Source organism: Luteibacter sp., assembly GCF_009912395.1.
Lineage (GTDB): Bacteria > Pseudomonadota > Gammaproteobacteria > Xanthomonadales > Rhodanobacteraceae > Luteibacter.
The window spans coordinates 1-12,406 of sequence record NZ_WNDO01000032.1 but is presented as its reverse complement, the minus strand read 5'-3'; the positions used below and the strand labels follow the sequence as shown (position 1 = coordinate 12,406).

The window sequence follows — 12,406 nt, the reverse complement described above, 5'->3', positions numbered from 1 at the left end:
CATCCCACTTGTAGGAGCGCGCTTGCGCGCTCCTACAGGCGGCGTACGTAGCGTTCGAACGCGCCCAGCAAACCATCCACCGACAACGCCAACGCACCGACCAGCAGCGAACCCTGGATCACATACGCCGGATTGTTGCCGACCAGCCCTTCCACGATGGGCGAACCCAGCGTCGTCGCGCCAACCGCCGAGCCGATGGTCGCCGTGCCGATGCTGACGATGGCCGAAAGACGGATGCCGGCCATGATCGGCCCGGCCGCCAGGGGCAATTCCACCTCCAACAGCCGCCGCCACCGGCCGTAGCCCATGCCGTCCGCCGCATGCAGCGCAGCGGGTGGCACGGCGTCGAGTCCGGCGACGGTCTGCCCGAGCACCGGCAGCACGCCGTAGAGCACCAGCGCCAGGAAGGTCGGCGCCGCACCGAAGCCGAGCAATGGCACCGCGATGGCCAGTACCGCCACCGGCGGGAAGGTCTGTCCGATCACGGCCACGGCGCGCACCGTGGGCAACAGAGAGCGCCCGAACGGCCGCGTCGCGACGATGCCCAGCGACAGGCCCAGCACGGTGGCCACCAAGGTCGCCGCGAACACGAGTCCCAGATGGGCGAAGGTGAGCGCATGGAACGACGTACGCGCATACAACGGATGCGACAGCGTCGGCATCCACGCATGGAACCATGGCCCCGCGTGCGGAAGCACCAGCAGCAAGGCCACGAGGATGCACAGGGGCAGGATCGCCCTCACCCGCGACGCTCGACCAGGTCGGCCAACGCGATGCTGCCGACGACACGACCCTTCTCTTCTACCCGCAGTCGGTCCCGTCCTTGCGCGAGCATCGCGCCGAGGGCGTCCTGGAGGCTCGCGTCGATATCCACCGCGGCGCCACCGCTGGCGATCTCGTTGCGCATTCGCTCACGCACCGGCCGGATCGCCAGTTCGCGAAGACGCGCCCGCGAACCGCCGACGAACTCACGCACGCGCTCGTCCGCCGGCTGCCGGATCAATTCGAGCGGCGTACCCACCTGCACGAGATGGCCGTCGAGCATGAGGCCGACGCGATCGCCCAGCCCGAAGGCCTCGTCCATGTCGTGGGTAACGAACAGGATCGTCGTCGCCGTATCGCGCTGGATCGTGCGCAGGGCAGATTGCAGCGATTCGCGGGTGAGCGGATCGAGCGCGCCGAAGGGTTCGTCCATCAGCACGATGCGCGGACGCGCAGCGAGCGCGCGCGCGACGCCGACGCGTTGCTGCTGGCCACCGGAGAGCGTGCGCGGATAGCGATCGGCGATGCCGGGGTCGTCGAGCCGCAGCAGGGCGAGCAGTTCGTCGACCCGCGCGTCGATGTCGCGCTTCGACCAGCCGAGCAGGCGTGGCACCGTGGCGATGTTCTCTCCCACGGTCCGGTGCGGAAACAATCCCACCGACTGGATGGCGTAGCCGATACCGCGACGCAATTGCTCGACATCCACCGAGGCCACATCGTCACCGTCCACCAGGATGCGACCGCTGTCCGGCGTCACCAATCGATTGACCATGCGCAGCAAGGTCGACTTGCCCGAACCGGAGGGTCCGACCAACACGAAGAACTCGCCATCCTCGATACGCAGGTCGAGTCCATCGATCACCGAGCGTCCGCCGAAACGCTTGCCGACGCCTTCGAAGACGATCATGCCCGCACCTCCGCCAGGGCATGCAGCCCCTGGAACAGCAGGTCCATCGCAAAAGCCAGCGCGATGATCGCCAGCGTCCCAAGCAACACCATGTCGGTGGCCCCCTGCCCGATGCCTAGGAAAACGAAACGCCCTAACCCGCCCGCACCGATCAGCGACGCGACGGCGGCGAGGCCCACGGTCTGTACCGCCACGATGCGCAGCCCGGACAGCAACACCGGCAGGCCCAAGGGCACCTGGATACGCGCCAGCACGTGCCAACGACTCATGCCCAGACCGCGCGCCGCGTCGCGCGCGTCGGCGGGCGCGGCATCGAGCCCCGTCACCGTGTAGCGCAGCACCGGCAGCAAGGCATAGAGCACCAGCGCGAACACGGCCGGCGCGGCGCCGGTTCCGCCAAAGCCGAGCGCGCCCAGCGCCGGCCATGCGCGCGCGAGCCATGCGAACGGGCCGATCAGCAAAGCGAACAACGCCAGCGACGGAACGGTCTGGAGGAAAGAAAACACGCCCAGCAACACGCCACCCGCACGCTTCGCTCGCCACGCCCAAGCGCCCAGTGGCAAACCGATCGCCAGGGCCAGTAGCAAGGTCGTTCCGGAAAGCGCGACGTGCGTCCAGAACGCATCGATGAAAACGCCTCGTTGCGCGCGGTACTCACGCACGATGGCGATATCGCCGAACGCACCGCCCATGGCAAGGGATAGCACGGCGAGTGCTATCGCGGCCCAGGTCGCGGCGCGCCAGCGCAGCGACAAGCCGCGAAGGCGATCCAGCAGCAACAGGCCAGCGGCCAGCCACATCGTCCAGAATCCCGCACCGGTCTGCACGCGCGACGTGGGCGCCGCGCCGTCGAGCAGGCGCCCGGCGTCATGGCCCGCCAGCCAGGGCAACGCGACCACCATGGCGGATACACAGGCGATCGCCAGCGTCCGCGAACGAATGAACCACGCGAGCCCCGCCACTGCCAGCCACGCGACAGCCAGCACGATCTCGTGGGGACTGCGCGCCACGCCGCTCAGCAGGCGATTGGGCGCGACATGCAGGAAAGGCAGCCACACCGCTGCGAAACCGAGACAACAAAGCACCGCGACCGGCAGGAAGGGCGCCTTGCGTACATCCGTCGTCATAACGACACCTCGTCGCGAAGGTAGTCCGCCGCGACCTTCGCCGCGTCCTCGCCATCGATCTGGGTTCGCGCATTGAGTCGGCGCAACACGTCCACGGTCAGCGAACCAAACGCCTTGTCCAGCGCCTCGCGCATCCGCGGATAGCGCCGCAACACCTCTTCGCGAACCACGGGCGCGGGCTGATAGACCATTTCCACATGACGCGGATCGTCCAGCACCACCAGGCCCGTCACCGCCAGCGCACCGTCGGTCGAATAGACCATGCTCGCGTTCACGCCTGAGGTGCCCTCCGCCGCCGCCTTGATCGTGGCCGAGGTATCGCCACCGGCCAGCACCAGCAACTGGTCGCCGCGCAGGCGGAATCCGTAGGCAGACTGGAAGGCGGGCAACGCGGCATCGCTTTCCACGAACTCCGCCGAGCCGGCGAGATAGACATCGCTGCCCGAACGCACCCAGCGGGAAAAATCATCCAGCGTCTTCAGGCCCGCTGCACGCGCGACATCGCCGCGCACGCCGATCGCCCAATGGTTGTCCGCCGGGGCCGCACGCAACCACACCAACCGGTTCGCGGCCAGGTCCAGCGAGGCGGCCAGCGCATGGGCTCGCGCCGCATCGCGAAACGCGGGATCGGTCTCGCGATGGAAGAAGAACCCCGCGTTGCCCGTGTACTCCGGATAGATATCGAGATCGCCGTTGAGCAGCGCGCGCCGGACGATCGATGTCGGCCCGAGCTGCGTACGGTCCATCACCGGGATACCTTCGTGCTTGAGCACCTGCACGACGATCTGGCCCAGCACCGCGCCCTCGTTATCGGCCTTCGAACCCACGCGCACGGGTGTCTGCGCCTGGACGGAAACGGCGACCAGGCACAGGATGGCGAACAGGACGCGACGCAATGCTTAACGTCCCAGCAGGTCGGCGAAGGTGCGCTTGAACGCGTCGTCGATCGGCGTCGCGTCCACGCTGTTGGGCAAGGCAAGGAAACGTGCCTCGAAGGCCCGCACGCCCTGGGTGAACCGCTCTGCCCGGCCCTCGTCGTCGCCCTCCTCCACCGCGTAGGCGAGCACACGCGCCGCCTGCCCGGCCAGGTCCACGTCATCGGGCAGCGCGGAGATATCGCCCCACACCTGCTTGAGATAACTCACCGCATGCGCAGCACGCCGCATGCGATGCAGCAACCCGCGCGGCAAGGCGTGCTCGGGTGCAAAACGCGCGACGACATCGTGCGCCATGTCGACGGATGCCTCGCCCAGGTCGATGCGGATGCATAGCGACGCCGTGTCGAACAGCCACGTGCCGGGGGCGGCGGTCGCGCTGTACGGAAGTGCACGGCCATTCACCTCGACACTCTCCGGGATACCGGCATCCAGAAGTTCCACCACGTACGAACGCGTCGTCGGTCGTCCCGGGTAATGCCCGTCCATCGCATCGATATGCACGCGATGCGCACGATCACCACGGCGGCTGCGCACGGTGGTACGGGCGAACTCGCCACGCTGGTAACCTTGCGTCGCGCCATCGTCGTCGTAGAGCGACGCATGGCCCTCGTCGCCGGGGAACACCTGAAGGATCAGCGACGCCGGCACGCTCGCCAGATCGCGCAGGCCTTCGGGATACAGCGGCACCACGCTACCGGGGCGCACGAAGATCGGCATTTCCTCCAGCGCATAGTTACGCTCCAGCACCTGGCCGCCCTCGTAGGCTTCCGCGCCGTCACGGCTATACCAGAGCCCCGGGGGCAACCAGACGGCGAAAGCCGCCGTACCATCGTCGCCCACCGGCAGCGTGACCGGTGCGACGAGGATGTCGTCGCCGAACATGTACTGCGACGGATGCCCGTAGGCTTCCTCATGCTCCGGCCAGTGGTAGTACATCGGCCGGACGATGGAGGTACCCGTGTCGTACGCCGCGCGGGCGGCGCCGTAGATGTAGGGCGCCAGCTGGTAGCGCAGGCGGATCGCCGCGAAGATCGCGTCGCCGTACGGCGGCCCGAAATGCCAGGATTCCTTGTGCAGACTGGCTTCCTTCGCCGAATGCGTGCGCAAGACGGGGCTGAACACGCCCAACTGCATCCAGCGCGCGTACAACTCGGGATCGAGGTGCCGCTCCGGTCGTGGAATCTGCTTGTGGAAGGTGTGGCCGCCGATGTCGTGGCTCCAGTAGCCGTAAAGCACGTTCGACGCCATCGCCGTGAAATGCGGCTGGAACGCCAGCGATGTCCAGGAGATCACGCTGTCGCCGGAGAATCCGATCGGGTAGCGATGGTTACCGAGCCCGCCCCAGCGATGGTAGATCAGGCCACGCCGGTCGCCATCGCGCTGCATCTCGGTGAAGAACACATGGTTCAGCCACCAGGTGTTGGACAGGCCGGGAAAGGCCTTCGACTCCGGCCACTGCTGCCAGTCCAGCCACCAGAAATCCACGCCCTGCCGTTCCAGCGGGTGCAGAATGGTGTCAAACAGCGCGCGCATGTACGGCTGCGACGCGCCTTCGAAGGGAATGGGTTCGCGCGTGGAGGTGTCCCACGACAGCGCCTTGCCCATCGCCTCGTATTTCTCTTCGTGGGGCATGACGCCCGACGCGGGATGCAGGTTCAGGGTAATGCGCAGCTTCTCTCCACGCGCCCAGCGCATGAACGCGGCCGGATCGGGAAACAGGCTGCGATTGAACGTGTAGCCGGTCCAGCCGGATTGTTCGCCGAACACGTCGCGATGTTCGTGCCCGGGCCGCAACGAGAGGCCCGGGGTGGTGTGCCAGTCCATGTCCAGCACCAGCACGTCGAGCGGGATGCGCTCTTTCTCGAAGCGGGCACCGAGGATGCGCAGTTCCTCGTCGGAGTAGTTCCAGTAACGTGACCACCAGTAACCGAAGACGAAGCGCGGCGGCATCGGCTGCGGACCCGCGATGGCGGCAAAGTCGGCCAGGGCGGCGCGGTAGTCGTGCCCGTAACCGAAGAAATACAAGTCCTGGCGCTCGCCGCGCGGTGGATCCACCACCCAGCCCTCGTCGTCGATACCGAAGCCGGCGGTGTCGTCCACGACGTGCCAGCCATCGCGCGCGATGAGCCCCTCTTCCAGCGGCAGCTTGCTGCCGTCCTGCCAGGTGTCGCCGTCGTAGCGGTCGAGGGTGCGATAGGTACCGCCAAGGTTGTCGCCCTGGGTGTCGCCCGGATGCCAGGTGGCATCGCCCGAAGGACGGCGGACCAGGATCGCGAGATTGCCGGCCGTGAAGCGGCCTGGGCCCTTCTCGTAACGAAGACGCAGCGTGCCGGTGTCGATCTCCAGCGCCGTGTCGTCCTCGCTGAGCGTGAACGGCGGTACGTCGACCGCGCGGTGGACGACCACCTGCGTGCGGCCGTCACGGAACTGGCGGTCCGCGCTCCACTCCAGGCGGATCAGGCGTGGGGACAGCACGGTAAAGCGCGCCTCGCCCCGTTCCACGGTGGCTTCAGGCTGCGCGGCGGCGCCGAGCGGCGTCGGGTGAGTCGTGGCTTCCATGGGTCGGGTAGCACCCCTGTGGCGAACGAAGAGCCCATTATGACGCGTCGCCGCATGGACACGGTGAACGCGTCGGCTTGACGGAATGTGCACCCCCTTCCCGGCAACGTCTGCCGATCGTCAACCCAGCGAGGAGAGGACCATGAACGAAGACCAGATCCGCGGTGCCGCCAATACCATCGGTGGCCGTGTGCAGCGTGCCGCCGGCGCCCTCACGGGCGATCACGACCTCGAGGCCGAAGGCGCGGTGCGCGAAACCGCCGGCCGCGTGCAGGCCAAGGCCGGCGAAGCGGTGGAAACCGTCCGCGAGGCCGTCGCCGAGCGTCCGCTCGGCGCCATCCTGGGTGGTTTCGGCGTCGGCATCCTCGTTGGGTTGCTGCTCGCCCGTCGCGACTGACCCCGATCAGCCCACCAGGCAGCGATCGCGTCCCGCGCGCTTGGCCGCGTAAAGGGCGCGATCGGACCGTTCGAAAGCGGTGATGGCGGTATCGCGTGCGTCGAATCGCGTGATACCGCCCGACATCGTCACGGTCACCGGCTTGCCGCCAGCGTGGAAAGCCAGCTTCGCCACCGCCGCGCACAGGGCCACGGAGGACGCCAGCGCAGCATCGGTATCACGGCCCACGAACACCACGACGAATTCCTCGCCACCGTAACGGGCTACGAAGGTGTCGTCGCCGAGAATCTGGGCCAGAGTCCGCCCCACGATACGCAGCACGGCGTCGCCCGCCGCGTGGCCATAGGTATCGTTGATCGCCTTGAAGTGATCGATATCGAAGGCGGCAAGGCAGGCCATGCCACCAGCGCGCACGTCGCTTTCGACATCCTCCATGCGACGTTCCCAGGCCAGCCGGTTCGGCAACTCCGTGAGCGGATCGGTCAGGGCACGTTCGTGCTCGCGACGCAACGAGTCCTGCAGGGTGGTGGCCTGCGTTTCCAGCTCTTCGACGCGATGACGCATGCGTCGCGCGCCGTCGCGATAGGCCGCCAGTCGTGCGTCCTCACGCTCGCGGTGCTCGCGGAAATGCACGTCGATCATCGACAGCCGCTCGCTGACCTGCGCACGCAGGCCCGACAAGTCGGTGGCCGCCGCCACCTGTTCTTCCAGCAGCTTCATCTCCACGTGCACGCGGGCGTCGAGCGAGCGTGTCTGGTCTTCGCCCTCCTCCGCCTCGCGCATGCCACCGGCGAGGAAGCGGGTCACGTCGCCCAGGCGCGTCCCGACTTCGGCCAGAAGGTCCTGGAGACGCGCGATGTCCTCGCGCAGAGCCGCGACGCTATCGGGATCGTCGGCGCCACGCGGCACGTCCAGGGCCGCGACCACGGCGCTGAGATCGTCCAGCAGGGGATCGAGCGATTCGCCCGAGGATGCGGCGTGAAGGCTGGACGTGAGACGGTCGAGCAAGGCGTCGGCATCGGTACTCTGACCACGGGCGAGCAGCGCGAGACGCAGCGCGAGCCGGCGCAGGTTTTCCTCGACCTGGCGGAAATCGTGTTCGTCACGCTCCATCCGTTCCAGTGCGAGATGGTATTTCCGTTCCCAGACGTCCTGATCCACCCGATCCCCCGACCCGTTCGACGATGCCGTACATCGTACGCCGCGATCGGGTTTACGCCACGGTCTGCGCATCGTAGAAGCTGCAAAGGTCGCGGAACGGCATGGGGCGGCCGATGAAATAGCCCTGGGCGTGGTCGCAGCCGACGTCAGCGAGGTAGTCGAGGCTGCCCTCGTCCTCCACGCCTTCGGCCGTTACCCGGAAGCCCAAGCGGTGGCCCAGTTCGACCAGGGCGCGGACGATGGTGCGGTCGGTGACGTCCTGGCCGAGCTGGCGGACGAACATGCGGTCGATCTTGAGTTCGGTCACCGGCAGGCGGCGAAGGTAGGCGAACGAGGTCTGGCCGATGCCGAAATCGTCGATCACCACGTCGATGCCCATGTCCGCGAAGCGACGCAGCACGTCGAGCGCCACCTCGGGTTCGCCGATCACCGCGCTTTCGGTCACTTCCAGGGCGATCGCCGAAGGCGGCAGTTCGTGACGTGCCAGCAACTCGGCCACGCGCTCGGGCAGGCCGGTGTCACCGATGTCGTGGGCGGAGAGGTTCAGCCATACCTTCATCTCGCGCCCTTCGCGGTGCAGTTGCGCGGCCTGGGCGATGCCGCGCGCCAGCACCCAGCGGGTCACCCGGCGGACGTTGCCGGTTTCCTCGGCGACGCCGATGAACTGGTCGGGCGGCACCATGCCGTGACCGGGACGATGCCAGCGGACGAGGGCCTCGGCGGCGTCGATGCGGCCATCGAGCAGGTTCCGCTTCGGCTGGAACCACAGTTCCAGCGCGTCATCGTCGATGGCGTCGCGCAGGTCGCTCATCAGCGAAAGGCGCTCGGGACGATGCGGATCGGTGCACGGATCGTAGATGTCCACGCCGGCGTTCGAGCCGATCGCGGCGAATTCGGCGACCTCCGCGCGGCGCAACAGGGCTGAGGCATGCTCGCCATGATCCGGAGCGAGCGCGATCCCGACCGCCGGGCCGATATCCATCGAAACCTGGGCTTCCTGGTACGGCTCGCCCAGCACCTTCACGACGCGGCGCGCGACGCCCACGGCACCCGTGCTGTCGCCACCGCACAACCAGACCGCGAACTGGGTATCGGTGACGCGCGCCACCATCGCCTCGCCCGCCACCGAACGCACGCGCTGGCCGGCATCGGCCATGAGGCGATCCGCGATAGCGTGGCCCAGTGTCTTCACGATATCCGGCAGGCGGTTCACGCCGACGACCAGCAACGCGCCGCCACGCAGGGGAGCCTGCGCAAGGTCCGCGTCGATTGCCGTTTCGGCCGCCGCGCGGTTGGGCAGACCGGTGACGGGGTCGTGCATCGCCTGATGGCGGATGCGGCGCTCGCGCTCGTGGACGGCATCGCCCATGGTCCGAAACGCCTGCGCCAGGTCGCCAATTTCGTCGCGCCGCCGAATGGAAGGTGTGCCCTGGTAATCGCCGCCAGCGATGCGCCGGGCCGCTTCGGCCAGGGCTTCGAGCGGACGTGATACACCACGCGCCACGAGCCAGGACGCGATCAGGCCGCTGACCAGTCCCAACGCCAGCAGGCCCAACCACGCACTCCAGATCGCCTTGTAGGGCCGCATCGCGTCGTCGAGCGAGTATCCCATCACCGCCAGCACCGAGCCGCTGGCCGTGGGTTGCCGCAGGGCCTGCGCCAGCGCGAGGTACTCACGGCCGCCCATCCGCGTCACGGTGGGATGGCGCGGCAGGTCTTCGCCGCGCTCGACGAAACTCGCGGTGAGTTCCGGGCGCGAATCGCCATGCGCAATCGCCTTGTACGCGCCGTCGTCGTCACGGGCGACCAATTCGACGTCGCGCGGCAGCGCCGACAGTTGCTGCATATGCGCCACGAGGGCGTCGTCGAGCGGAATGCTTGCCGCCACCAGGCCGACCGGCTGGGGGGCGTAGATCGGCACCACCACGACCCAGTAGGCCTTGCCACCGACTGTCGCGACCGACGCCGCATGACCGTCGTAGGCGCTGGCGACCAATTCGGGGAAGGCGAACGGCTTGCCGTCGCCGGCGGTGGTGGTGGAGTCCATCTGCACCAGGCCGTCCAGCCCGATCAGCTGCATCCGGGCGGCGCCGACGCGATGGCCGTGGTTACGAAGTACCGAGAGGATCGTGCCGCGGTCCCGCGTGCCGATCGCCGAGCGCAGCGCATAGTCCAGCGACATGATCTGCACGCCGGAGGCCACGCGCTCGGACAGGTCGTTCATCTGCGCCACGAAGGCGTCCGCATTGGCGGTGAGCTGCCTGCCGCCCTCGGCCAGCAGGTGCCGGCGCGCGACCTCGTAGGCCAGACCGGCGGTCAGGCCCTGGACGACGATCAGCGTGGCGACGAAGAACATCGCCAGGCGCGTGCGGAAACCCGGTAGCCGCATGGAGGGCTCAGGACCCCATGGACATGTGGTCCATCGCGGTGCGGGGGTCGGGCAGCAAGGGCGCGACGATGAAGCGCACGGAACCGCCATCGGCCCCGACCATCACATCCTGGATCGGCAGGGTGATCGCCGGGCGCAACTGCGGATGCCAGGCGTGCGCCGTGTAGTGGCCGGCGGGTACGCCTTCCATGCGGGCTTCGCCCTTCGCGTCGGTCACCACCACGTCGGGATCCTTGGTCACGTATAGGTAGGTCAGCATGCGGTCGTGGATATTGCAGCCGACCGCGGCAACGCCCGTCTTGTCCACTTTGAGTGGTTTGGACGATTCACCCGTGTCCAGCACGAATTCGAAACGGGCGATGTCGGACACCGAGTAGACCTGGTGGTCGATATCGTCGCTATTGCGGAACACGACGCTGTCGCCGGGGTGCAGCGCCGTGACGTAGGGAATGAAGGTCTGTGCCTTCTGATCCACGTTTCGGGTGACGGCATGGACAGCCCGCGGCGCCTTGTCGACCGGACTGAGGCTCACGACGGCATCGGCCACCGGGTGGCCGTCCACGTCCACGACCTGGACGCGGACCTCCCCGGCATGGGCGAGAGAGGCGGAAAGCGCGATCGTGGTCGCGGCGGCGATCAGGCGGAACATGGGCTATCTCGCGTAAGGGTCGCTTAGCCTAGCCTAGTCGGGGGGCGCCGCTCTTGGATGGAATTTCCGGCAGAAACGCACCGCCCGGGCCTGTCCGAAGGATCTTGCGACCCGGCTGGCGTAAAATGCCCGCATGTTCATCGGTCCCCATTCCATCGCCCCGGCCGTGGTGCTCGCCCCCATGGCCGGCGTCACCGACAAGCCCTTCCGTCTCCTGTGCAAGCGCATGGGGGCCGGCCTGGCTGTGTCCGAGATGACCACCGCCGATCCCCGCCTGTGGAATACGCGCAAGTCGCTGCGCCGCATGGACCACGACGGCGAGCCGGAGCCGATCAGCGTACAGATCGCCGGCTACGACCCCGGCATGCTCGCCGAGGCAGCGCGCTACAACGCCGACAATGGCGCGCAGATCGTCGACATCAACATGGGCTGCCCGGCCAAGAAGGTCTGCAATGTGTGGTCGGGCTCCGCGCTGTTGCAGGACGAGCCGCTGGTGGGCCGCATCCTCCACGCCGTGGTCGCGGCGGTGGACATCCCGGTGACACTGAAGATCCGTACCGGCTGGGACCGCGATCATCGCAACGCCCTGACCATCGCGCGCATCGCGCAAGACGCTGGCATCGCCGCGCTCGCCGTGCATGGCCGCACGCGCGCCGACAAGTACGAAGGCGATGCCGAATACGCGACCATCGCCGCCGTGAAGGCGAGCGTCTCGATCCCCGTGCTCGCCAACGGCGACATCATCACCCCGGCGAAGGCCCGGGAAGTTCTCGCCGTCACCGGCGCCGACGCGGTGATGATCGGCCGCGGTGCGCAGGGTCGTCCCTGGATCTTCCGCGAGATCGCGCATCACCTGAAAACCGGCGGGTTTCTACCGGAGCCCACGCCGACCGAGGTCCGTGACATCCTCCTCGGACATCTCGAACACCTCTACGCGTTTTACGGCGAGGTCATGGGCGTGCGCATCGCGCGCAAGCACCTGGGTTGGTATGCGAAGGACCGTCCCGAGAACGCGGCGTTCCGTCATGTCGTGAATCGTGCCGAGGATGCCGATACGCAGCTGCGCCTTACGCGCGAGTACTTCGACGCGTTGGCCGCGGGCGTGTCGCTCGCGGCCTAAGGGTGACATCGTTTTCAGCGAGTTGGCGCGTTCGGCGCGATAGGCCAGTTCGCGGAACAGCGCCGCCGCACGGCCTGTGCCCGATGGTGTCAAAGGTGGTGCCCCTGATCTTGCCCCTGATTTACGGACACCTATCTAAGCGACATTGGCCAGCTCGTACTGCTCTGGGCTGAGGTAGCCCAGGGTCGAGTGCAGCCGGATCCGATTGTAGTCAACCTCAATGTAGTCAAACACATGAGCCTTGGCCTGCTCCCGTGTGGCGAGGTGTTCACCATGGATGGCCTCGACCTTCAGACTGTGGTTCCAACTCTCCATTGCTGCGTTGTCGTAGCAGTTGCCTCTGGCACTCATGCTGGCGATCAAAGCGTATTGCTCCAACAGGGCGCGGTGCTCGCGC

Annotated in this window: 11 protein-coding genes; 2 read left to right on the top strand and 9 right to left on the bottom strand. The window is 67.5% G+C overall.

Features of this window, described 5'->3' with window-relative positions; genetic code table 11:
• Window positions 1-32 precede the first annotated feature (32 nt).
• From GAK28_RS21340 to GAK28_RS21320, 5 genes are read right to left on the bottom strand one after another with little or no spacing between them, the layout of a single operon-like run.
• On the bottom strand, window positions 33-743 hold the full coding sequence (locus tag GAK28_RS21340; RefSeq protein WP_291784196.1) for an ABC transporter permease: 711 nt from the start codon (window positions 741-743) through the stop codon (window positions 33-35).
• Window positions 740-1,669, bottom strand: a complete 930-nt coding sequence (locus tag GAK28_RS21335; protein ID WP_291784194.1) for an ABC transporter ATP-binding protein — start codon at window positions 1,667-1,669, stop codon at window positions 740-742. The genes GAK28_RS21340 and GAK28_RS21335 overlap by 4 nt, the downstream gene beginning before the upstream one ends.
• Window positions 1,666-2,796, bottom strand: a complete 1,131-nt coding sequence (locus tag GAK28_RS21330; RefSeq protein WP_291784192.1) for an ABC transporter permease — start codon at window positions 2,794-2,796, stop codon at window positions 1,666-1,668. Before GAK28_RS21330 ends, GAK28_RS21335 begins: the two co-directional genes overlap by 4 nt.
• Window positions 2,793-3,692: a glycine betaine ABC transporter substrate-binding protein gene (locus tag GAK28_RS21325; protein ID WP_291784190.1), complete on the bottom strand. Its 900-nt coding sequence runs from the start codon at window positions 3,690-3,692 to the stop codon at window positions 2,793-2,795. Before GAK28_RS21325 ends, GAK28_RS21330 begins: the two co-directional genes overlap by 4 nt.
• A 3-nt stretch (window positions 3,693-3,695) precedes the next feature.
• Window positions 3,696-6,293, bottom strand: coding sequence for a glycoside hydrolase family 31 protein (locus tag GAK28_RS21320; protein ID WP_291784188.1), 2,598 nt, complete (start codon window positions 6,291-6,293; stop codon window positions 3,696-3,698).
• A gap of 142 nt (window positions 6,294-6,435) precedes the next feature.
• Between GAK28_RS21320 and GAK28_RS21315 the strand changes: the two genes are divergently transcribed.
• Window positions 6,436-6,690, top strand: a complete 255-nt coding sequence (locus GAK28_RS21315) for a CsbD family protein (RefSeq protein WP_291784186.1) — start codon at window positions 6,436-6,438, stop codon at window positions 6,688-6,690.
• A 6-nt stretch (window positions 6,691-6,696) separates the two neighbouring features.
• Here the strand turns inward: GAK28_RS21315 and GAK28_RS21310 are convergent, their stop codons facing one another.
• From GAK28_RS21310 to GAK28_RS21300, 3 genes are all read right to left on the bottom strand, one after another.
• Window positions 6,697-7,803 carry a GGDEF domain-containing protein gene (locus tag GAK28_RS21310; RefSeq protein WP_291784184.1) on the bottom strand — a complete coding sequence of 369 codons (1,107 nt, stop codon included), beginning with the start codon at window positions 7,801-7,803 and terminating at the stop codon, window positions 6,697-6,699.
• A gap of 100 nt (window positions 7,804-7,903) precedes the next feature.
• Window positions 7,904-10,240, bottom strand: coding sequence for an EAL domain-containing protein (locus tag GAK28_RS21305; RefSeq protein ID WP_291784182.1), 2,337 nt, complete (start codon window positions 10,238-10,240; stop codon window positions 7,904-7,906).
• Window positions 10,241-10,247: 7 nt separating this feature from the next.
• On the bottom strand, window positions 10,248-10,889 hold the full coding sequence (locus tag GAK28_RS21300; RefSeq protein ID WP_291784180.1) for a methylamine utilization protein: 642 nt from the start codon (window positions 10,887-10,889) through the stop codon (window positions 10,248-10,250).
• 133 nt (window positions 10,890-11,022) lie between these two features.
• On the opposite strand from GAK28_RS21300, the gene dusB reads away from it, so the two are divergent.
• Window positions 11,023-12,009, top strand: a complete 987-nt coding sequence (gene dusB / locus GAK28_RS21295; protein WP_291784178.1) for a tRNA dihydrouridine synthase DusB — start codon at window positions 11,023-11,025, stop codon at window positions 12,007-12,009.
• A 135-nt stretch (window positions 12,010-12,144) separates the two neighbouring features.
• On the opposite strand, the gene GAK28_RS21290 is transcribed toward dusB, so the two are convergent.
• Window positions 12,145-12,406: IS3 family transposase (locus GAK28_RS21290; protein ID WP_291774508.1), on the bottom strand; the 262-nt coding region annotated here is incomplete at its 5' end.